The sequence below is a fragment of the Natronorubrum halalkaliphilum genome (assembly GCF_009834785.1).
Taxonomy (GTDB): domain Archaea; phylum Halobacteriota; class Halobacteria; order Halobacteriales; family Natrialbaceae; genus Natronorubrum; species Natronorubrum halalkaliphilum.
This window is the reverse complement of sequence record NZ_WUYX01000026.1, coordinates 20,070-41,957: the sequence shown is the minus strand read 5'-3', so window position 1 is coordinate 41,957 and position 21,888 is coordinate 20,070. Positions and strand designations below refer to the sequence as shown.

General features: G+C 59.9%; 22 protein-coding genes, 1 tRNA gene and 1 pseudogene. 8 read left to right on the top strand and 16 right to left on the bottom strand.

The window, feature by feature from the left end; genetic code table 11:
* Positions 1-76: 76 nt before the first annotated feature.
* The 3 genes from glmS to GS429_RS07185 all read right to left on the bottom strand — a co-directional run bounded on the left by glmS (position 77) and on the right by GS429_RS07185 (position 3,280).
* The gene (gene glmS / locus GS429_RS07195; RefSeq protein WP_160064093.1) at positions 77-1,864 is read right to left on the bottom strand and encodes a glutamine--fructose-6-phosphate transaminase (isomerizing); all 1,788 of its coding nucleotides are present in this window, start codon (positions 1,862-1,864) and stop codon (positions 77-79) included.
* On the bottom strand, positions 1,864-3,048 hold the full coding sequence (locus GS429_RS07190; protein ID WP_160064091.1) for a sugar phosphate nucleotidyltransferase: 1,185 nt from the start codon (positions 3,046-3,048) through the stop codon (positions 1,864-1,866). The genes glmS and GS429_RS07190 overlap by 1 nt, the downstream gene beginning before the upstream one ends.
* Before the next feature lie 88 nt (positions 3,049-3,136).
* A tRNA-OTHER gene (locus GS429_RS07185) sits at positions 3,137-3,280 on the bottom strand.
* A gap of 443 nt (positions 3,281-3,723) precedes the next feature.
* On the opposite strand from GS429_RS07185, the gene GS429_RS07180 reads away from it, so the two are divergent.
* The gene (locus GS429_RS07180) at positions 3,724-5,043 is read left to right on the top strand and encodes an RNA-guided endonuclease InsQ/TnpB family protein (protein WP_160064089.1); all 1,320 of its coding nucleotides are present in this window, start codon (positions 3,724-3,726) and stop codon (positions 5,041-5,043) included.
* A 132-nt stretch (positions 5,044-5,175) separates the two neighbouring features.
* Here GS429_RS07180 and GS429_RS07175 read toward each other — a convergent pair whose 3' ends face one another.
* The 11 genes and pseudogenes from GS429_RS07175 to GS429_RS07120 form a co-directional block, all read right to left on the bottom strand.
* On the bottom strand, positions 5,176-6,351 hold the full coding sequence (locus tag GS429_RS07175; protein WP_160064087.1) for a Fic family protein: 1,176 nt from the start codon (positions 6,349-6,351) through the stop codon (positions 5,176-5,178).
* Positions 6,352-6,444: 93 nt separating this feature from the next.
* Positions 6,445-6,987, bottom strand: a complete 543-nt coding sequence (locus GS429_RS07170) for a hypothetical protein (RefSeq protein WP_160064085.1) — start codon at positions 6,985-6,987, stop codon at positions 6,445-6,447.
* Positions 6,988-6,989: 2 nt separating this feature from the next.
* Positions 6,990-7,535, bottom strand: a complete 546-nt coding sequence (locus GS429_RS07165; RefSeq protein ID WP_160064083.1) for a DUF7342 family protein — start codon at positions 7,533-7,535, stop codon at positions 6,990-6,992.
* 190 nt (positions 7,536-7,725) lie between these two features.
* Complete coding sequence (locus GS429_RS07160; protein ID WP_160064273.1) at positions 7,726-8,244, bottom strand: ArsR/SmtB family transcription factor; 519 nt, start codon at positions 8,242-8,244, stop codon at positions 7,726-7,728.
* 299 nt (positions 8,245-8,543) lie between these two features.
* Positions 8,544-9,236, bottom strand: coding sequence for a plasmid pRiA4b ORF-3 family protein (locus GS429_RS07155; RefSeq protein WP_201293976.1), 693 nt, complete (start codon positions 9,234-9,236; stop codon positions 8,544-8,546).
* Positions 9,237-9,692: 456 nt separating this feature from the next.
* Complete coding sequence (locus tag GS429_RS07150) at positions 9,693-10,028, bottom strand: hypothetical protein (protein WP_235920760.1); 336 nt, start codon at positions 10,026-10,028, stop codon at positions 9,693-9,695.
* Positions 10,025-10,345 (bottom strand): MarR family transcriptional regulator, encoded by a 321-nt coding sequence (locus GS429_RS07145; RefSeq protein WP_160064081.1) that lies wholly within the window; start codon positions 10,343-10,345, stop codon positions 10,025-10,027. The genes GS429_RS07150 and GS429_RS07145 overlap by 4 nt, the downstream gene beginning before the upstream one ends.
* Before the next feature lie 153 nt (positions 10,346-10,498).
* Positions 10,499-10,690: pseudogene (locus tag GS429_RS07140) on the bottom strand (calcium-binding protein); the annotation flags it as partial.
* Positions 10,687-11,670 carry a DUF7983 family protein gene (locus GS429_RS07135; RefSeq protein ID WP_160064079.1) on the bottom strand — a complete coding sequence of 328 codons (984 nt, stop codon included), beginning with the start codon at positions 11,668-11,670 and terminating at the stop codon, positions 10,687-10,689. The pseudogene GS429_RS07140 and the gene GS429_RS07135, both read right to left, overlap by 4 nt.
* A 282-nt stretch (positions 11,671-11,952) precedes the next feature.
* Entirely contained in the window at positions 11,953-12,420 is a 468-nt protein-coding gene (locus tag GS429_RS07125; protein WP_160064077.1) for a hypothetical protein, read from the bottom strand.
* Entirely contained in the window at positions 12,413-12,697 is a 285-nt protein-coding gene (locus GS429_RS07120; protein ID WP_160064267.1) for an AbrB/MazE/SpoVT family DNA-binding domain-containing protein, read from the bottom strand. Before GS429_RS07120 ends, GS429_RS07125 begins: the two co-directional genes overlap by 8 nt.
* Before the next feature lie 291 nt (positions 12,698-12,988).
* Here GS429_RS07120 and GS429_RS07115 point away from each other — a divergent pair, with 291 nt between their 5' ends.
* The 6 genes from GS429_RS07115 to GS429_RS07095 all read left to right on the top strand — a co-directional run bounded on the left by GS429_RS07115 (position 12,989) and on the right by GS429_RS07095 (position 17,251).
* Positions 12,989-13,558 carry a DUF7342 family protein gene (locus GS429_RS07115; protein WP_160064075.1) on the top strand — a complete coding sequence of 190 codons (570 nt, stop codon included), beginning with the start codon at positions 12,989-12,991 and terminating at the stop codon, positions 13,556-13,558.
* A gap of 161 nt (positions 13,559-13,719) precedes the next feature.
* Positions 13,720-13,998, top strand: a complete 279-nt coding sequence (locus tag GS429_RS22755; protein WP_483870091.1) for a toxin-antitoxin system TumE family protein — start codon at positions 13,720-13,722, stop codon at positions 13,996-13,998.
* A gap of 260 nt (positions 13,999-14,258) precedes the next feature.
* Complete coding sequence (locus GS429_RS07110; RefSeq protein WP_160064073.1) at positions 14,259-14,486, top strand: hypothetical protein; 228 nt, start codon at positions 14,259-14,261, stop codon at positions 14,484-14,486.
* Between the two features lie 685 nt (positions 14,487-15,171).
* On the top strand, positions 15,172-15,537 hold the full coding sequence (locus GS429_RS07105) for a DUF7344 domain-containing protein (RefSeq protein WP_160064071.1): 366 nt from the start codon (positions 15,172-15,174) through the stop codon (positions 15,535-15,537).
* Between the two features lie 270 nt (positions 15,538-15,807).
* On the top strand, positions 15,808-16,134 hold the full coding sequence (locus GS429_RS07100; protein ID WP_160064069.1) for a hypothetical protein: 327 nt from the start codon (positions 15,808-15,810) through the stop codon (positions 16,132-16,134).
* A gap of 415 nt (positions 16,135-16,549) precedes the next feature.
* Positions 16,550-17,251, top strand: a complete 702-nt coding sequence (locus GS429_RS07095; RefSeq protein ID WP_328821283.1) for a bacterio-opsin activator domain-containing protein — start codon at positions 16,550-16,552, stop codon at positions 17,249-17,251.
* Between the two features lie 213 nt (positions 17,252-17,464).
* Here the strand turns inward: GS429_RS07095 and GS429_RS07090 are convergent, their stop codons facing one another.
* Positions 17,465-19,120: a hypothetical protein gene (locus tag GS429_RS07090; RefSeq protein WP_160064067.1), complete on the bottom strand. Its 1,656-nt coding sequence runs from the start codon at positions 19,118-19,120 to the stop codon at positions 17,465-17,467.
* Positions 19,121-19,725: 605 nt separating this feature from the next.
* On the opposite strand from GS429_RS07090, the gene GS429_RS07085 reads away from it, so the two are divergent.
* Positions 19,726-20,067 (top strand): hypothetical protein, encoded by a 342-nt coding sequence (locus tag GS429_RS07085; protein ID WP_160064065.1) that lies wholly within the window; start codon positions 19,726-19,728, stop codon positions 20,065-20,067.
* Between the two features lie 133 nt (positions 20,068-20,200).
* Here GS429_RS07085 and thsA read toward each other — a convergent pair whose 3' ends face one another.
* Complete coding sequence (gene thsA, locus GS429_RS07080) at positions 20,201-21,883, bottom strand: thermosome subunit alpha (protein ID WP_160064263.1); 1,683 nt, start codon at positions 21,881-21,883, stop codon at positions 20,201-20,203.
* Positions 21,884-21,888 lie beyond the last annotated feature (5 nt).

Below are 21,888 nucleotides of genomic sequence, written 5' to 3'. Positions count from 1 at the left end.
TACACCAGTCACTGAAACCATGTAGCTTGTGGTAACTCAAAATTGCGCACAATCATATTCGAGTCATGAATGGGGATCATTCTACCGTCACACTCTTTGCCAAATTCCGCGGTTTATCGATCGACCGTCCCATCCGATTGGCGACCCAATACGACACGAGCTGCAACTGAATATTGGCGAGAATCGGTGTAAACCGCGAACCTGCCGATGGCACTTCCAGCACATGATCAACATACCGACTGACCGTATCAGGCGAATCAGTAACCGCCACAACAGGCGCACTCCGCGCCTCCACCTCTTTCACATTCCCGAGTGTCTTCGAGATATCCGAGCCGGTCAACATCGCAAAGACTGGCGTCTTCTCGGTCACCAACGCCAACGGCCCGTGTTTTAACTCGCCCGCCGCAAAGCCCTCGGCGTGCTTGTACGTGATCTCCTTCATCTTCAGCGCGCCCTCGAGCGCCACCGGCGCGTTATACCCACGCCCAATAAAGAAGTAGGCGTCGCTGTCCTCGTAGGCTTCGGCGACCCCCCGAGCCTGTGACCCATCCAAAACCTGCTGGATTTGATCGGGCAGATCGCGCAACCTTTCAACAAATTCCATGGAACTCTCCTCAGACAAGACACTAGACAACATCGCCAGCGCGACCTGCTGACTGGCAAACGTCTTCGTCGCGGCGACGCCTATCTCCGGGCCGGCCCGGATGTACATCACGTGATCGCATTCCCGAGCCGCGGAACTCCCCACAACATTAGTAAGTGCAAGCGTCGTCGCGCCAGACCGATTCGCGGCCCGAAGCGCGCTCATCGTATCGGCCGTTTCGCCACTTTGCGTAACCCCGACGACCAACGTATCCGACGACACGGGAACCATCCCGACGTCGTACTCGCTGGCCAGGAAACACTGCGCGCGGATCCCGCGCTCCCGAAGTAACCGCGCGCCGTACAACGCAGCGTGATACGACGTGCCGCAGGCGACGAACTGCACGGGCCCGTCACACTCCAACTCCGACAACTCCTCCACGCCGACCGAGCCCTCGAGTTCGTTCACGCGCTCCCGGAGACACTTCCGGATCGCGGTGGGCTGTTCGTGGATCTCCTTGAGCATGTAGTGGTCGTAGCCGGACTTTCCGGCGTCTTCGGGATCCCATTCAATCGTCTCAACGGCCGTCTCCACGACGGCCCCTTGTGCGTCGGTCACGACGATCCCCGACGGATTGACCCGCGCGAACTGGCCGTCCTCGAGGTAGACCACCTGGTCCGTGAACTCGATGAACGCGGGCACGTCGCTCGCCAGGTAATGACCGTCCTCGCCGAGTCCTAGTACTAGCGGCGATTCGTTGCGCGCGGCGTACACGGTTTCGTTGCCATCAAACACGGCCGCAACGGCGTAGCTTCCCTCGAGTTGATGAACCGCTTCCCGGAACGCTTCCTCGCGGTCGGCCCCTTCCGAAAGCGCCGACTCGATCAGGTGCGGGATAACCTCGGTGTCGGTCTCGCTCGCAAAGTCGTGCCCGCTGGCCTCCAGATCACCGCGAAGCTCCTGGTAGTTCTCGATGATCCCGTTGTGGACCACCGCCACCTGATCCTCACAGTCCGTGTGCGGGTGTGCGTTCGCGTCCGACGGCGGCCCGTGAGTCGACCACCGCGTGTGGCCGATCCCGGCCAGCCCGTCCAGATCCCCGTCGGGAAGCGCATCCTCGAGCGCCGACACCTCACCCTGTCGCTTGTGCACCGAGAGCGACGCGTTCGCGACGGCCACCCCGGCCGAATCGTAGCCGCGATACTCCAGGCCCGAGAGCCCGGTCATCAGAACGTCCAGTACGCCGCCGCCGGTTCCGGTGTATCCGATAATGCCACACATTACGATCGCACCTCCGTGCCTTCCGAAATCGTTCCGCGAACCGTCGCGCCCGCTTCGATGTCCGCTTCCGGCCCCACGATCGCGCCGGGAACGTACGTATTTCCGCCCCGATCGATGACGCGGTCGGCAAGCAGCGCCCCGAGGTCCTCGTCCTCGAAGACGCGGTCGCCGACGCGGACGTCGCCGGGGCCGCCGGGGATCGAGGTTCCGTTCCCGATCTCGACGCCGACGCCGGTCACGCAGTCCATCACCGTCGCCGACGCCCCGACGCGCGTATCGGCGTCGACGACGCTTCGCTCCACCACGGCGTTCGAGCCGACGGTCACGTTCTCGCCCAGACAGGCGTAGGGACCGACGACGGCTCCCGCGCCGATCTCGCAGTCGGGCGCGATCACGACCGGCTCGCGCACCACTGCCCTCTCGTGGATCGTCGCCGAGCTCGCGACGTTCGCCGCCTGCGTCCCGTCGACGATCCCCGCCTCGAACAGATCGAACGAGACGTCCAGGAGATCCCACGGGTACGTCGAGTCGACCCAGAGGCCTTCCGAGACGACGCCCCGGACGGACGCGTCCGACTCGAGCAACTCGGTGATGCCGTCGGTCAGCGACTGTTCGCCGGCCCGCGGCTCGGCGTCGCGAATCGCGTCGAAAATCTCCCGTTCGAACGCGTACACCCCGGCGTTAAACCGGTACGTTCGCTCGTCCTCCGGGTTCTCCACGATCTCGGTGACCGAACCGTCCTCAACGAGAACGCCGCCGTAGGACGCGACGTCGGTCCGGTTGAGCAGGCCGACCGTCGCCGCCGACGACCTGTCGTGGGCCTCGAGGACGTCGCTGATAATCCCGTGCTCGACGATCTGATCGCCGTTGACCACGAGGGCCGTCCCCTCGATTTCGGACTCGGCGGCCAGCAGCGCGTGCCCGCTCCCGAGCTGTTGTTCCTGGGTCACGTAGGTCAGCGGCACGTTCCGGTAGGTCGGCCCGAAGTAGGCCTGGACGCGGTTGCGTCCGTAGCCGACGACGACCGTAATCTCGGTCACGCCGGCCTCGAGCAGTTGGTCGAACACGTGCTCGAGGATCGGTGTCGTCGCCGCTGGGAGGAGCGGTTTGGGCCGGTGACGGGTCAACGGCCGAAGACGCGATCCTTCACCCCCAGCGAGGACGACGGCAGAGGGAGAATCCATACCATCAATTCGCGGTCACAATCCTCTTATGTGTATTGGTTTGAACAATCACCCTTGATAAGTGAATCTGGGACAAAGCTATCTAGAGTGGGTATGCAGGGATTCGAACCCTGGGCTTGCTGACCGACAACCAATCCTCCCAATACAGAGAGAATGTGCCGCGCGGACTCACATCCTCTCAGCAACATCTGTCCAGCAGTTCAGCTGTTCTTCCGGACTGAACCACATACCCCTTTCCCATATCCATAGAAAACACTCCAACGAAAATAGTTAGCGGAATTGTATTTTAGTTACTGATTTATTTTCACCCATATGATTTTTCTCGAGACTGGAATTGAGTGATTGGGCGACAGGGGATTGTCGAGTGGGTTGGTTAGAATTCAGTCCATTTCAGCGAGACACAAATCTTCTCGCCGAACAGCGTCTTGGTCAGATTCGGAATTAATGCGAGAGCAAATGGTGAATAGTACTAGTGGATTTTCCCCAGTCGTTTGCCTAGTACCAGGAAACTACCTAGCTTATACAGAATCAAGGAAATACCTGGCCCTTTAGGGTCAGGATGAATCCGACAACTCCCCTACAGTCCACTGTCGATGGCAGGGCCGGATATTCCACCGCTCTCAAACCGAAGTTTTACAAAACAAGCGGATATAAGCACTTATACAGACGTCCAGAATGTTAGAAGTCCACCGCACCCATCGAGCGAAAATCCTCAATCACTCCCAAGTGGCTGAGATGCTCGACCAGCATGGGTGGTCGGCCAGCAAGCTCTGGAACGTCGCCAACTACCACTCCCGCAAGGTGTGGGAGGACACGGGCGAGATTCCTGGCCACGGAGACCTCAAAGACGAGTTGAAAGGTCACACCAAATACAAGGGACTGCATAGCCAGTCCAGTCAGCGCGTTCTGGAGGAACTCGCTGAAGCCTTCAACTCGTGGTACGGTAAGAGAAAGTCCGATGATCGAGCGAATCCGCCCGGCTACCGCAAGAAAAACTACTACGATGATGAAGGCCGCCGTGTTCACGAAGAACACCCGCGTTCGACGGTGACGTGGAAGCAGAACGGCATCAAACACGACACGAAAAACAACCGTGTTCGACTCTCAAAGGGTGGAAATCACAAGGAACACCCGAAAGCATGGGAGTACATCCTTGTCGAGTACGAAACTCGTCCCGGCGTAGAAGTCGAGAACCTGCAACAAGTCAGAGCCGTCTACGACATGGCGAAGACGCGATGGGAACTGCACCTCGTCTGCAAAGACGAAATCGAGACACCCAACGCACCCGGCAACGAAACAGTGGGTATTGACCTCGGCATTAGTAACTTCGCCGCCGTCGCCTACAGTACCGAAGAAGCCGACCTCTACCCCGGCAACCGCCTGAAACAAGACGGGTACTACTTCCCGAAAGAGATCGCCAAGTGCGACGACTCTGGTGGCGACAAAGCCACGCGGCTTCATCACAAGTGGTCGGAAAGACGAACACACTTCTTCCACAGTCTCGCCAAACACATCGTCCAGCGGTGTGTCGAGAAAGATGTTGGCCGCATCAACGTCGGAGACTTGGAGGGAGTCCGTAAAGACGAAGATGGTGAGTCGAAAAACTGGGGCAAGCACGGCAATCTTGACCTGCACGGGTGGGCGTTCGACCGCTTCACGAACATCCTCTCCTACAAGGCGAAAGTCGAGGGAATCGAAGTCATAGAAGTTTCAGAGCGTAACACGAGCAAGACGTGTTGCGTGTGCGGGAGAGAAGGCGATAGTCAGCGAGTTGAACGTGGATTGTACGTCTGTGAGTCGTGTGATGCGGCGTTCAACGCTGATGTGAACGGGGCGGAGAACATCCGTCTCGACCTAAACCAAAGTAACTCCGAGTCTTCGGCCAGTTTGGGCGAGGATAGGAGTACCGGCTGGTTGGCACAGCCCGGAGTCTACCTTCACGACTTGTCCAGCGGATTCCAACCGCAGGAACAAGTGGTAGACTGTAAACCCTAATATCCCAACTCAGCGGTGCGGTACCGTGGGATTCCCGCGTCTTCAGGCGCGGGAGGATGTCAATATTCGTCGGGGACTCGCGGAGAAGATCTGTGACCGTTCTATGACACCCTCTGATCTGCCTGTAGAAGTTCAGTATGTTCGCGGCGGTCGCTCGAGAATGTCGAAAATCTCTCGTGCACGAAACTCTCGATTCCGCTCGTTTCCGGTTGTTTCCTCGAGAACACCCTCCGCCTCGAGGCGATCGAGCGCACGATAGGCAGTCGGTCCGGTCACGTCGAGCAATTCTTGCACGACAGTCGCAGTGAGATACGGCTGTTCGAACAGTGTACACGCAAGCTGTGCATACGCAGCCGCGTTGTCACCGTATTCGGCTTCGTATTCCTGCTGTAACGTGTGCAACTCCTGTGAGCGCAACAGCGATTCTTCCGCTTGGTGGCGAATACCCGTGATGAAGAACTCGATCCAGGCTTCCCACTCGCCGTACGTTCGGACGGCGGTCATGCGATCGACGTACGTCTCCTTGTAGCGATTGAAGTACTCGCTTAGATAGAGCGTCGGCTGCTCGAGATACCCTTGATTGGACAGTTGGAGGGCTATGAGCAGTCGTCCGAGTCGACCGTTGCCGTCTCCGTATGGATGGATCGTCTCAAACTGGTAGTGCGTGAGCGCGATATCGATGAGTGGGTGGTAGCTTCCGCCGGTTCGAATGTACGTCAGCAGTGCATCCATCAGCCCGTCGACGGCGCTCGGAACGGGAGGAACAAACTCACCGAGGTGGTTCGGGACCGTTTTGAATCCTCCGATGGTGTCCGTTTCACGCCGATCGTCTGGAACGTCGGTGAGGAGCGTCTCGTGGAGGGTATGCAGGAGATCGATCGAAATCTCGTCCCCACGATCGAGCGCATCAATGCCGTTCTCGAGTGCTCGTTCGTAATTGAGGACCTCTTGGACGTCTTTCGTTTCGCCGACAGCGAAAGCTGGATCGCCGTCGGATTCCGGACTGACCGGTGATCTAGTCTCGAAGCTATAGAGGGCGTTGTAATCGATATCTGCCCCCTCGATTGCAGCCGACTCCATCGCTTCCTTTCGAAGCAGCGATGTGTACAAGACAGGAGCGAACTCAGTTGTCAGGGTAAAGCCACTGAGTTTTCCGAGCCAAAACGTCGCCGCTGAAAGCGTTTCGTAGAACTCCCCCTCGAATTGGAGTTCGGTATCCGGCGGGAGCGGATCTGGACGATAATATGGACGCCGATCGTATGGGACAAGCCGTCCAGGGGCATCATCGGATAACTCTTGGAGAGCCATTTGCAACTACTGGCTAATGGGTGTACATTTAGTTAAATTTTCCCCACAGTATCTAATTAAGACTGCGTCTATACGGTGCTACATTCAGTTGAATTACGGAGATGCGTCAAGGGAATCACGAAATACGGTAAGTCGGTTCGGAAGATTTCGGAGGCATTCACTCAGAATCCACCGTGGCGTCACATCATCGAACGTCACGCCATAGCGCTCCGGGCACTCATCCGGATATTCCTCCTGAAAATGTGCCTCACCGAGTTCGTTGAAATGCTCATCCTGATGCCAGCCGCAACTGAGCGTGTACTCTTCGGGGAGTGTCGGGTCGTTCACATCCGCAGCGTCAATAGCAGCCTCCCTATCCGGTTCCTCGTACCACTGAATCGTGAAGTGATCCTTTCCGACCTCTCGTGGCGACCACCACACTTCAAGCGTGGCGATTGGTGAGGGATACGCCTCCCCAAGGAACTCCGTCGGGTTAATCGACGCAATAACCGTGTCGGGCGTGATGCGGCTGGGATCAAACCGTGTATACTCCACTCCCGGCTCCATTTTCAACCGATTATTGAGTTGGTAGAGAATTTGCTTCCGTGTCCGTGGACTCCCACCATCGAAGGCGAGCTCTGGTTTGTCGCCTGGCATCGCTATCCGTTCGTCGTGGCCTCAGATGTCGCAGGTGAGTGAGTAGCCGTGAACTGATGGAGGTCATCATACAGTCGAATCGCGTGACGGATGAGTGTCTGCATCTCCTGGTTGTACTCCCACGTGTCAATCACCCGTTCGCGTTCCCGGCGTTCCTCAACATGTAGTGACTCGTCGAGCGTCGTTCGGAGTTCGTCGGCATCTTCGACATTATATTCATCCTGCCACTCCTCGATCCGAGAGCTAATCGCGTTCAATTCAGCCGTGAGGTCATCCTTTGTGTGTTCATCAACGAGATCGCCAATTTCACTGAAGAACTGTTCTCGCGGGTTGGGGTAGTAGAGCGTCTTTTGGCCGCGGTCGGTCGTGACCAGCCGCTTATCGTCAGCGAGTTTAGTGAGGTACTTGCGTGCCGTCTTGTAGTTGACGTGGGCTTGGTCGGCAACCCACGAGGCGCTACGGGGTTGTGTGAGCATCTCGGCGACAGCCCGGACACGGTCCTCGCTTTCCATATCATCGGACCATACGTCGGGTGAATCAGACGACATCACTACCACCTACTCAGCCCATCATCGTAAATCTTTGGCATCGTGAGAAAATATATACAATCCACGGGTGGTTGGGAAGTGACGTCACTCCAGAGGTTCGACGCAATCGATCCGCTACTCGTTTGTGGACCTCGTAGCGATGCAAGTGTGTATCACCCGCTATCGGTGGTTCCCCCATTGATATGATTAATCAGTGGGCTGACGCACGCCAACTTTCACGTGTTGACTCGATTGTATCGTACAGCTGTATCGCCTGCTTGATAAGCGTCGTTTGATGCTCGAAGTACTCCCAGTCCTCAGCATCCTGACGGCGTTGCTGGCGTTCATCAGCAGAGAGATCGTCACCGACCGTCGCTCGAAGCTCGTCGGCTGACGAGACGCCATAGGCTTCCTTCCAATCGTCGATGTCATCGCGGATGGCACCGAGTTCGACAGTGAGTTCGTCTTTTTGATGGTCCTCCACGAGGTCGCGAATTTGATCGAAATACTGGGTGACGGGATCAGGGTAGTAGCAGGTTTCGCGCCCTCGCTGGGTAGTAGTAAGTTTATCTGCTTCAACCAACTGTGTGAGATACTTTTCGGCTGTATTTCGAGCCACACCCGCAGCGTCCGCGATCTCCCCCGCGTTACGTGGCTCTCTAACCGTCATCGAAACCTCCCGAATCCGGTTCAATTTCGCCGCGTGATCGTCGCTTCCTGAATCACTCATACCCGAAATTGGATATCGATCTATAGTAGTATTTTGCACTCTGTTTCAGAATATTGAATCAGCGTGAGTTTTGCCTGCCCTATATCTACTGAATGGAGATGTGAACTGCCTCGAGTAAAGTGGTTCGAGACCGAAGATTTTCGGGACTGAGGGGAGCAACGCTCCGCGAGGGACGAAGTCTCTCGGACGACTCCACGTCTCGCCCCCGAGGCACTCGGCCTGCTCCGCCTGTAGATTCGATTTCCTACCTGTTTGGGGAGACTAACGCCAGCTGTGGATTATAGTGGACGTTCACGGTGTCAGCCTCGATACCCACAGACACCAGTTCGAGGCGAGTTCACTTTCGGAAGATAATTCGGCCGCTCACAGTCGGCTTCGTGATCGGTCGCACACGGCTCACAGAGCCAGGCGTCTGGTCCGTATTGCCACAGACAGGTCTGGCAGACCTTGGTTGCCGACTCGCCGCAGGTTCCACAGTCGATCTCGGGCGGGTCGTTCCGTGCCAGCAGACCGATGCCGTCCGTGTCCGTCTCGAGGGCGTCGGCACGTCGGCTCTCGAGGTCTGCGAGCGACCAGTCGCCGGTGTCGACGACCGCTACGTCGAGTGTCGTCGTCGACCCGAAGTCGTACTCGTAGGTAAACGCCTCGTCGTCGACGGCCCTGATGGGAACGTCCATCGATTGCCTGTCGGGTCCGTATGCCGGCGCCTGGTCGTCGTAGGGCTTCTCGTAGCGGGCCGTCTCGGTCGTGAACGCGCTCATGTGGCCACAGCACTCGAGCCAGAACTCGCGAAGGAACGCATCGAGACGCGAGAGCGTCGTCTCCGCCTCGACCAGCAGATGAAGCCAGTAGTCGGAGCGCTGTGCGCCGGTAATCCGAAGGTGAAACGCCGATGTGCGCTCACTCGAGTCCGGAAGACACGCCCGGAGATGGCGCGACATTCCGCGTTTGGTGTACGTATCCCCGCAGCGGGAGCAGTCACCGTCAGTCATGGCTCACTGAATACGAGCGTAGCTTGGCTCTCAAATCTGTCGGCTGACGTACCGAGCGAGGGTAGTAGCCACTGAAAGTCAATGTACCGAACTGGTGTCCTCGTCCGTTCTCGAGTTCAAAAGAAAACCAAGGCGGATTCCCCGCCCCACGGTGGGCGGGGAGGAAGCCGACACTTGATTCACTATGAATACGTTTTAGTGGATGGCATCCCCACAGTATGGTAGTGGTTGGCGGCCAACAGTTGTCGCCAATCACGGGCCGCCGTCAACCGGCCCTCGAAGTCAGGGATGCCGACCCGTGAACGCCGAGAAGTCCTCGGTACGACGCGGTGAGTCCACTGACAAGCCCCGCGCCACCGTGCGCGGGGCAGTTGACTTGCCAGCATCTCGTCGGCCAGATCGGAGCCGACGTTGCCGGAGGTTCGGAGGGTCTCTGAGCCGTGGGAAACAGCGCTCTTAGCGGACACCGAGATATCCAGCAGCTTCGGTAGCGATCGTTTCTGTCGTCGCCTCGACGAGATGCCCCTCTTCGCACTCCATGTCGGCGTGCCGAATCGTGACGACTGTCCACGGATTCACGTAGCTTTCCCTCGGTAGACCGCCCGAGACGAAGTCGTCGTCAGTGAGCGGGATAGCAACCGCCCGTCGCGTCGTCGTGGCCGCCGCGTAGAGCGCTTCCTCGTCGTGGAACGGGTGTGTGCGATCACTCAGGCAGACATACGGCCGGTAGTCGTGGTCTGCGAGAAGATCGGGGCCTTTTACGACCGCGCCGCGCTCGTAGACGTCCGTCACTCCTCGTCGCCGTAGTAGTCGTCCGTCGTCGAAACGGAACTGGCGTTCGTCTGTGCGGCGTAGGAAGCGAGACGGTCGTCCTCGGCGATGGCCCAGTATCGGCCGCGGTGACGAACGAGGCCGCGATCCTCAAGGCGGGAGAGTGCCGCGCCGACGCTCCCGCGCTTGATGCCGGTCGCTTCGTGGAGTTCCGTCTGTGTGAACGCCTGATCGCTGTGGGTCGCGAGGAATTGCAACAGTCGATACGGCTGTGTCCCTTCCTGGAGGTCGAGTGCGTCCACAGGTTCTTCGTCGAACCGATCGATGGTGATTGGCATATGTAATAGAACGCAATATAGCGCAATAAGACTGTGGGTGTGGGGGCGAAAAATCCTTCGGCATCGGCGGACAGTGGAGAATCAGTCGTGCAACCAGCCACCGGACCAACGGCTGAACGTTTCAGAGAATGTTATAAAGAATCCGTATTACCAACGCACCGGTTCGCCTTCTCGAAGGGGTGACTCCTCTCGTTCGTCGATACAGCGAGCGTCGAACGGGAACGCCAGCGTATCGTCCAGGTAGGAGTACCATCCCATCGCCTGCTCTTCGGCAGTGTAGGCGTCGACGATGATCCGCATCTCGATCCGCTCGTCGCGCTCCTCGTCCCGGTCGGCTCGAGTCACGAGTTTCCCCCGCCTCGAGACTGAAACGCCTGGCCGGACTTGAACTCGGTCAGTTCGTCGATACGGGCTTCCAGGTCCTCTATCTCCTGCCGGAGCGCCTCACCTTCGTCGCTGTCTACAGCCGCAAGCTGTTCTTTCAACCCCTGCAGCCGGCTATCCTTGCGTTCTTCGTCGACCTCGGCCTTGCGGACGTACGCGCTCTCCTCGATGTCGTAGACATCGCTCTCGGCCAGGTCCGTCACCTCGAGTGCGTCGTCGACTTTCCCGCGGTCGACACCCATGACGCGCTCGCGGTCGATACCGGCGTCCTCGAGCGCCGCCAGAACCGTTTCCTCGTCCTTGAGCGTGCGGTTGCGTCGAGTTGTCCGCTGGACGGAGCCGAACGGGCCGTTGACGAGCCGATCGTGGTGGAGACGAGCGAGGAGGACGTCGGCAACGTCCTGGCGGACCCCGTTGGCGTTGCGCTGCACGTCCGAGAGCAGCGTGTACAGATTCACCAGTACGTCCGTCTCCAGTTCCTCGAGCACGTCGACGTCGTGCCGTTCGAGCGCATCAACGAGCAAGAGCGCGTCGGCGTACACGGCGAGATCGGGCTCCGTTCGGTTGTCGGACTCCGAGGCGGGCTCGCCCTCGAGCAGTTGCGTCGACGTCGGGCCGTCCTGCTCGACGATCACGCCGGCGTCCTCGTCGATCTCGAAGCGGGGATGCAGGCTCCACACCGCCGGATACGGATCGGCGTCGGGCGGGAGCCGGTCGAGTTCGAACCCGTTCGGCGTATCGGTAATCCGTCGATACAGCGACTCGAACTGGTCGCGTTGGAGCGGGCGCTTTTCGTCCCCGTCTTCGAAGTGAACGATGACGCGGTGGTCCTGGACGTCGGTGATCCGAAACCGATCGTGCGACAGGGGCGTGACGAGCGTCGCTCCGTCGAGTTCCTCGAGTTCCTCGAGGAGCGTCTGCCAACTCACACTGAACGGCATACGAGGAGTGAGGTGGGCGGATGGGAAAACCGTGTGGGATGTCTCGGACCGGCCGACTCGCGTCCCGCGACTCCGAAACTCGCGAGAGTGCGTTTCGTTACGTTGGGCCACCGACCACGGTGATTTTCATGCGTATGATCTTGCACCACATTGCACTCCTCGGTCGTACAGCGGAACCGCCGTCCCTGCCGATACCCACGCTCACCACAGTACGAACACGTCTTCGAGTTGTAATAGCAGTAGTTAGTAATACAGTTTCGTTGTTCAGAGCCGGTAGTGTAATCAGACATCGAGAAATTGATTCAGTTCACTAAATTCATCGGATGAGAGAATAACCTCGGTATCGAACTCGTCGAACTGTTCGAAGTCGTTGTCGATCGTCAACACAGTGTTCACTCCTTCGTCAATTGCCACCTGAGCATAGTATCCATCCCATCCGTTAACAGTTGCGTCACTCGATCGAGTAAAACTCTCTCGAGCGATATCTTCGGGCATCTTCTCGTACCAGTGAATGCGTTTTGCGTCCATGAAATTTTGCATCAGGCGGGACGCATCTGTGTTTGATACCCCGTAGTACGTTGTCAAGACGGTGTGTGCACCGAAGAGGGCAGGATATGGGACGACAGCATCAATCCCACCAGCAATGGCATCTTGGACGTACGAGAGCGCAGCATCACGAACCGGCGTCTTCGTGTGTGCCAGCGCAATGACGCCAACATCGAACAGATATGGGCCGCTCTCGTTATCCATCGCTGTTTTTCTCTGCTCCTCGTCGAACCGCAGATCGGTGCTGCTGGGCGATTGGGTCAACGGCCCCATCAATCGGGGCTGTCTCTCCGTGTTCTGACGCCGCGTCCGTAACGAGCTGTTCCATCTGCTCGATAATCTGCTCGGGGTTGTCTTCAGGTGTAACGACTGCTTTTCCGCCTTCTTCGTGAATTTCTACTTCCGTCCCGGGGGTAATTCCGAGACGCTCTCGGACCTCCTGCGGGAGGACGACTCGTCCTTTTGAGTCCACCGTCACCATATTCCCACGTTCGGTGGGAGTATACATAGCAGTTCTGGTAAGGATACTAGTTTCGTCACTCATTCTGGATACAGGAATTGTATTTCCAGCTGCAAAATACCTGCCTCTTCGGGAGCCAACGTCGTACGGACCAGTGTTCGTCATTCGACGCCTTCTCGAGTCGCCCACCCAACCGACCGTGACGAGTTCCGCGCCAACGTCAAAACCGTCCTCGAGTCGACGGTGATACTCGGACCGGATTATTCCCAATGGACAAAGGATTATTCCGTCTGACCTCGTTAGTCGAACACGATGAGAGAGCCACGAGAAGAGCTGAAAGCGACCGCCGATGAGCAGCCTCCGGATTTCGACGCGCTCACCCCGCCGGATGAGCTCGTTCGGGGCGAACGAACTCGCGACGATTTTCTCGATGCCGCCCTCCAGCTCTCGGAAGCGGCAACCGTCGACGAGGTCGCGGATATCGCGGATCACGGCCCCGACGCCGCACGCGAGTATCTCGAGTGGTTCGAACGGATGGGGATCGTCGAGCAAATCGGCCGAAATCCAGTAACCTATCGCCGGAACCGCGAGTACCTCGTCTGGCGGCGCGCAGAGCGTATTCGGAACCGATACGAACCGGACGAGATCGCCGAAATGCTTGCGACCGAAGCCGGCCGGGCAGACGAGTTCGAAACGGCGTTCGGCGTCGCCGATCCCGATCACGTCCGCGTGCATTCGTACGCTAGCGAGACGGACCAATCGATCGAAGACGTGTGGGAACAGCTCGCCGAGTGGCACACGACACGTCGCCGAATCGAACTCCTCGAGCGAGCGCTGTCGACGGATGACTCACTCTCAGGACATCACCGACCCGTCGCATGACCGGGTCGCCGCCGGGAAATGACGAACCACGGCGTTCAGCGACCGTAGACTTCGATCGACTTGGCCTCGTCCGTAATCGCTTGCGAGGTGACGAACGGTTCGAACGAATCGAGTGGAACCCCGAACGGGCGAACGAACTCGTCTGTCACTACGATATCGGATTGTACCCGCCAGCAGTACGAAGAGTCCGACTCGAACTCGTGTGGTTCGAAAATGGCGATTTTGATGCCCACTATCACGAAGAGCACGGAGAACGATCGTTCGATCACAGATGGGACCGACACCCGTCCGATCACAATGCAAGAGAACACGTACATCCCGGGCCGGACGCTCCGACACCGGGCGAAGACACGACGTATCCTGCTGACTGGCGGGACGTACTCTCGAGTATTCTGCGTGAAATCGACGGCCGCCAGCGCGGATTCTGGAAGGAGGATTAGCGGGTGAGCCGTCAGGGGGACGATCACCGTCAGCCCCGTAGGACCGCACTCCCCGTTTCGTCGGCAACCGCTACGCGGACCGCCGTCGCCGATTCTCGACAACGGCCGGCAGGAAACTGCACAGGAACGACTGCATCGTAGCTAGTCAGCCTCGAGTCGCCCACCCAACCGACCGTGACGAGTACCTCCGCGAAGCTAGAACCCTCCCTCGAGCGACCGACATACCAACAGTAAAGAGTGTCCAGTTGCTGTGAATGAGTATGTCTGCCAGGGAAGACGAACTCACGCTCCGGTTCGAGGCGGGGAAACTCGAGGATTCCATCGTCATGGCGATCCTCGTCCTCCAGGTGATTCTGGTGACGGGTGCCGCGGCCATGGTGGCGGCGGTGTTGTTCCTGAGAGACGGCCTCGAGTTGGTCCCGTTCGTAATCCCGGCCGTGATCGCGGTGGTGGCGACCGCCGTGCTTCTCAACCGCCTTTACGAGTAGCGACCTGCCGTCCCCCGACCGAAGTCTTCCAGACCGACGCCACGACGGTCCCCCTCGAGACGGGACCCTCGAGTCGACGACGATACTCGAGTTTCTCGACGCCACCCGCTGACTCCCGGATGCGACAACCGTCGACGATATCGGGGTGTTCCCAACCAGTACCGAAAGTGACCCAGAATCCGCTGGTCTGTGGATAGCTGACCGACGGCGTTATATCCGTTCCTTGCGCCGTGGACGTGTGGAGTCCACAGTGATACCCCGACTCGTGACCGACACGGCGACTCCATCCTCCATCATGGTAATGACTCCCTCAGATTCTGTTCGGAACCCGGACCAACCCCCGTCCTTCGAAGACGCTTTGAACGAACTCATCGCGAGCTGTTATGCGAGCGGTGAACGAGTCGAAGGAGACTGGGAACTCAGTACGCCGTTAGCTGACGCTCCCGATTGGCGCGTTGAAATTCAGAAAGTGTATTCCGATGACGAACCGGACTACGACCCGGAACTCATCGACTGACGTTCCCCGGAAATAAACCAGCTTTTCCGGACAGTCAGTTTGTAACTCATTTGACGTAACCGGAACGCCTATATTCGTGGTTGCAGATTCAGCAGACAGGCTCCGCTGAAGTTGGTTTGTGACGAGTTGTCTCTTGGAGTGTCGTGTAAGCTGAGTACCGGAGTACCCATGAAGTCCAACGCATTTGACCCCGACGACGTAGGAACGAGCAGCCGAGAGATCGAGCCGACGACGATGTTCGAAGCGCTTTCACACGAACGACGCCAGTACGCGCTTCAGTATCTGGCCCAAAAACCGGCAGCCGTTCCGCTCGGTGACGTCGCAGAATACATCGCCGTCCGTGAAGGGGAACCCACGCGAGACCGGTACGAACGCATTCTCACGGGCTTCTACCATCTTCACCTCCCGCATCTTCTCGAGGCGAAGCTCATCGCGTACGACGAAGGGCGGAAAACGGTGACCCTCCGCGTAAATCGCGATGTGTTGCACCCGTATCTCGATCTCCTCACGGCGAAGACCTGCCGTAGCCACTGATACGCTCCGCGTAGCTACTGATACACGCCGTTGTCACTGCGTCCACAGCACGACTACTCGCGTTCGCTACCGACGTACAGCGGGGCGTACGAAACGACTCACACACTGCTCACGAGCCGTCGTGCGATCGGGTGTGTAGTGACGGCCAGCAACTCCAGGGGTCATCCCCGATCGACGACGTCCCGAACAGCGGTCGCCGGGGGGACGGTTCCGCCGAAACCGACGAGATTTGCACGAAGAGTTTTATTTCTGAATGTGGAGAGCGCTAGCATGGCCAAGGATACGTGGCCGACGAAACGCCATCGGTTCGCCGCGTCGCTCGACTTACCCGCGGCGCTCACCGCACTCGGCGTCGAGGTGCTCGACGTCTCGTCCGAGCGCGCGATCGTCGTCGCGTCCCGGTCGGTCCTCGATATCGTCGTCGTCGAGGGCGCGCTCAGCGACGCTCGAGCCATCGAGGTCGGCGTGATCGATTATCCCGCGGACGCCCCCAAGGAGCCGGACGCGCGTATCGAGACGCTCCTCGAGCGCCTCGAGAACGCGCAGACGCCGGCCGACCGGGGGCCGCTTAGCGATTCGGGAACGAACCTTTCGTGACTACCGGGGGCGACTCGAGACGCGCGTCGGTGTTAGTCCCGAGTCCCCGATCCCTGGCCGGAAGAGACTGCGATTCCGTGACGATCGTTCCTCGAGCGCAGCGGCACCCGTCTCGATGCGGTCTCGCAGTTCGTCGTCCGAGTACGCTCGGCTGTGTTTCCCTCGAGTCGTCCCCTCGCGGGTCGACTGACGCCGCCGGGACTCCGGACGCCGACCCGTGTTGACGACAGGATCTGCAGGCGGCGACCTCACTCGCGGATCGATAGCGATCACTCGAGGCTCTACTTTCCGGAAACGGTCTTGTACGAGCCTTCAGCAGTGGATACACCCACTCTCCAGCTATTATGAATGGTAATAGTGAATATGCACATCGATCACGAAAACCGGTAAATCGGTCGGGCCCATACTGTCCCATGTGACCATATCTCAAGGAGCCGAGGTGGAGAACGCGGCTGTCGAAGTCGAGTTCGAAGTCTCCGACCCTCGATATCCGTTAGTCGCACTGTCCGCGGAGACGGGCTGTGAGGCGGAGCTCCTCCAGCTCCTGCCGCGAAGCAACGGTGCCTACACGGTGTTCCAGCGGATCAGCGGCACCGATCCGGAACGGGTCCTCGAGTTCACCCGCTCCTACGACGGGTTCGACGCGCGGCTGGTCACCAGCGGCGACGAGAGCGCGGTCGTGGAATTTCGAATCAGTGCGGAGGGCGGATTTTTCACGATCTGCTTGACCGATGCGGGCGCGATCCCGACGCAGTTAGCGAGCAAGGACGGAGTGGCGCGGATCGTCGCCGAAATCCCCGCGACGTACTCCGCCTCGGACGTCATCAGCCGATTCGAAGAGCACTACCCCTCGATGGAGATCATCGCGCGACGACAGAAACCGACGCCGGTGCCGCTCTTCCAGCGCAAGGAACTGCAGGAAGCCGTGACGCGTCTGTTCACTCCGCGCCAACGGGAAGTGCTCGTGCTCGCGTATACGAACGGCTACTACGACTGGCCGCGGGAGAACACGGGCGAAGAGCTCGCGGCCGAACTCGGGGTGACGTACGCGACGTTCTCGGAACACTTGCGCAAAGCCGAGCAGAAATTGCTGTCGCTGATCTTCGCCACGGAGTGAGGTGTGGCCGTCTCGAGACCTGATTCTCGAGGCCTGACTCTCGATTCTCGAGGCTCGATCTTCGACCTTCGATCCGTGACCCGTGATCCTCGCGGCTCGATCTTCAATCCTTGACCCGTAATCCTCAAGGCGTAAATCCGCGAATCAGTAAGCTGTCCCTGACTTGCAGCCGGCGAAAAATAGCGGTGATCGGTCGCTGCGGTCGGCGGTCAGTTAGTGGGCGGCGATTGCGGCTTCGGTGGCGTCATCGTCGTCTCCATTATCACCATCGTCGTCACCCGGTTCGTCGTCTTCAGTGTCGGGCTCGGCGTGGTCGTCCGCCATGTCCTCAGCGTGGTCGGACAGGACGAAGATGGTCGCCTGTTCGATCGTTACCTGGATGCGTTCCTCGTCGTCAGCATCGGGTTCGTCCTCGGCAACCGGTTCGTCATCCGCTTCGTCGTCCGCGTCTAGGTCGTCATCGGTAGCGTCGGTGTCGTCGTCGGCCTCGGTGTCGTCGGCCTCGGTGTCGTCGGCCATGTCGTCGTCGGCCATGTCGTCGTCGGCCTCGGTGTCGTCGGCCATGTCGTCGTCGGCCTCGGTGTCGTCATCCTCGTCAGCTGCTGGCGTGTCGTCGTCGACGTCGTTGTCAGCAGCGTCGTCATCGTCGACACCGTTTTCGTCGGCGTCGACGTCATTGTCGTCAGTTTCGGGGTCCTCCTCGGCAGCCGGCTCTTCGGCGGTCAGATCCTCGCCGAGGTGGTCACCGACGACGAAGATGGTCGCCTGCTCGATCGTCACCTGCATCTGGTGCTCGTCGTCAGCTGCGTGGTCGTCGGCCATGTCGTCGTCAGCGTCGTCGACACCGTTTTCGTCGGCGTCAGCATCGTCGTCGTCGTTGAGATCGTCGTTGTCGTTTTCGTCAGCGTCGTGTTCTGCATCGTCGTCGGCGTCATCGACGCCGGGATCGTCCTCGGCGTGGTCCTCGAGCACAACGAAGATAGTTGCCTGATCGACGGTTAGTTCGTCGTCCTCAGTGTGGGCGTCTTCCGTTTCGGCTGCGTCGTCAATGCCGTCGTCGGCGTCGGTATCGTCGTCGGCGTCAACGCCGTTGTCGTTCTCGTCAGCGTCCGTATCGAGTTCATCGTCGTCAGCGTCGTGCTCGTCTGCGTCGTCGTCGGCATCATCGGCATCGTGATCCTCCTCGTCATCACTGTCAATGACGACGAAAATCGTCGCCTGGTCGACGGTCAGCTCGTCGTCGCCAACGTCGACCGCGTCGTTATCCGCATCGTCGTCCGCGTCTAGGTCGGTGTCGTCAACGCCGTCGTCAGCGTCGGTTTCGTCATCGTCGACGGCAGCGTCCTCATCAGCGTCTGCGTCTTCATCGCCTACTTCGGTGTCGTGATCGTCGGCCTCTTCATCGTCCACATCGTCGACATCATCCGCCTCGTCAAGGTGGTCGGTGAGGTCGACGATCGTCACTTCGTTGAACGAGACCTGCAGCTGGATGTGCTCCATCATCTCTTCGTCATCGACGGCAGCCTCGTCGCCGGCAGCTTCGTCATCAACACCCACCTCCTCATCGTCGTCGTCCGCTGCTACGCCATCGTCATCGTCGGCATCGGTCTCGAGGTCATCGTCCGCGTCGTGGTCGTCAGCAGCGTCCGAATCGTCCTCCATCATCGCCTGTTGGTCAGTGTGATCGAGGACGACGATCGTCGCCTGTTCGATTGTAACGGTCAGTTGGCTCTCGGTGTCATCGGCATCCGTCTCGGGATCGTCGTCGTGCTCGTCGACGGCCGCACCCGCAGGTGCGACTGCGAATGCACCCCCGCTCGCGAGCATCATCACTGCAATTGTGACGACGAAGATGTTGCGTGCGCTCATGTCTCCAGCTAGCCGACGAACTGGTCGATTCTTAAACCGTGAGTACTATTACGGAACTCAATACGTCGTTCCGGGGGGAAATCCGCGTTTCAACCGTGTCGGCCGAACGAAACCCATCGTTACTCGAGTCACCCAATCAGGAAGCGGCCACTTCCCCGTTCCAGTACTGCGATTCCGAGCACGGACACTCCTGTTCGGTATCACGTGCTCGAGAACCCGATGACGCCGCGAGATCCGACTCCAAGAACGGTTCCAGCAGTCACAGAGTCATCGACACGCCGGTCCGACAAACTGATATCGTTCCAACCGGGCCGAAACGATGTGGGCTGGACCGCAGTCGACACACCACCATCGAGACGGAATCGCGGATATCCGGCCCACAGCCGACTTTCTCGCCGGGCCACACCGTCACAGCCGTTCCGTGCGGCGTGAGCTGCGGCCCCGTCACGACGATACCCCAGTTCCAATGAAAGTCGTTCTCCCAACATGGTTTGGCAGTCATCCCGGCACCGCCATCGCCCTGTCACCCACTCGACCGCGCGTCTCGAGTCCGTCACACACCCGTCTGACTGAAGTTTTTGACGGGCAACGGTGACGTGGGTGGTATGGAAACCGCAACTGGACTCGAGACGCCTCGCGACGGCCATCGGCGGACCGGTCTCGAACGGGTCAAGACGTGGCCGGCGTACCTGCTGGCCGTGCTCTGTCCGGGTGCAGGGCATCTCGCCGTCGGCGAGTGGACCCGCGGACTCAGCTGGGCCGGGCTTTGCGGTATCGCACTCGTGTTCCTCAGCCCGGGCAGTCTCCTCGTCGAGGGCGCGCTCACCGAACCGATCGTCGTCACGGCGCTTCGACTCGAGGGGGCCACCTTCGGCGACGTGGCGTTCCCCTTTGCCATCATCGTCCTCAGCGTGATCGATCTCTACACGCGTCTCACATTCGAGTAACCGTGCTGCCGAGCTAGTAGTCGTCTCCCGAAGAAAACGAGTGTCTGGAATTCGCGAAAACGGTCGGCGCGAATCGAACTGTCGCAGTGAACGGTCGACGGACGGTCTCGAGCGGAGAGTGGTCCTCCGTCGCTTACATCATGCCGCCCATACCGCCGCCCATGCCGCCCATACCGCCCATACCGCCTGGGCCGCCGGCGCCGGCTGGCGGACCGCCGTCGTCGCCGCCGTCGTCACCGTCGATCTGGCCGCCCTTGAGGTCGCCGGCCGCGATGACGTCGTCGATGCGAAGCAGCATGACGGCCGCCTCGGTCGCGGAGTCGATCGCCTGGGTCTTGACGCGCAACGGCTCGACGACGCCTTCCGTCTCCATGTCGATGACGTCGCCGCTGTAGGCGTCGAGCCCGGCGCTGGACTGGCCGGCGTCGTGCTGACTCCGGAGGTCGACCAGCGAGTCGATCGGATCGAGCCCGCCGTTTTCCGCGAGGGTGCGCGGGATGGACTCGAGTGCGTCGGCAAAGGCCTCGACGGCCAGCTGTTCGCGGCCGCCGACGGAGTCGGCGAAGTCGCGCAGTTCGAGCGCGAGGTTGGTCTCGGGCGCGCCGCCGCCGGGCAGCGCCTTGCCGTCCTCGAGGGTGATGCGAACGACGCCGAGACTGTCGCCGATGGCGCGTTCGACTTCGTCGACGACGTGTTCGGTGCCGCCGCGCAGAAGCAGCGTGACGGAGCTGGCGTCCTCGACGTCCTCGACGACGAGCTGCTGGCTGCCGCCGACGGACTGCTGGGAGACGGTGCCGGCGAAGCCGAGGTCGTCGGCCTCGATGTCGCCGACGTTGCCGACGACCTGTGCGCCGGTTGCGCGAGCGATCTGTGCGGCGTCGCTGGATTTGGTGCGACGGACGGCCAGGATCCCCGCGTCGGCGAGGAACTGCTGGGCCATGTCGTCGATGCCGTCCTCCGCGAAGACGACGTCGGCGCCGGCGTCGACGATATCGTCGACCATCGCGCGCAGTTGCTCCTGCTCGCGGTCGAGGAACTCCTCGAGCTGGTCGGGATCGGTGACGTTGACCTCGGTGTCGATCTCGGTTTCGGCGACCTCGAGGGCGTCGTCGATCACGGCGACGTTCGCGTCCTCGACGAAGTACGGCATGGCGTCGGAGACGCGGTCCTTATCGACGACGACGCCGTCGACGAGTTCGGAGTCCTCGATGGCCCCGCCGACGACGGTCTCGATCTTGATGTTGTCCGTATCGACGCCGGCGTCGTCGGCCACGCTCGTGACGGCGTCGACGACGAGTTCGGCCAGCCGACCCTTGGCGTTCTCCGCGCCTTTGCCGGTCATCGCCGTGGCGGCGATCTGTTCGAGAAGTTCGGTATCGTCAGCGCCGACGTCGATCGCCTGCTCCTCGAGGATCGCTTTCGCTTCCTCGGAGGCCTGACGGTAGCCCTGTTCGATGGAGGTGGCGTGGACGTCCTGATCGAGGAGGTCCTCGGCCTGCCCGAGCAGGTCGCCGCCGACGACGACGGCGGAGGTGGTCCCGTCGCTGACTTCCTCTTCTTGGGTCTGTGCGACTTCGACGATCATGTTGGCCGCGGGATGCTCGATCTCCATCTCCTGGAGGATCGTGACGCCGTCGTTCGTGACGACGACGTTGCCGGAGGAACCGACGAGCATCTTGTCCATCCCCTTGGGGCCGAGCGTCGTTCGGGCCGCCTCCGCGACGGCTTTCCCTGCGGTGATGTTCATCGACTGTGCGTCGTCGCCCGAGGTTCGCTGGCTGTCCTCGGACATGACGATCATAGGCTGGTTGCCCATCTGCT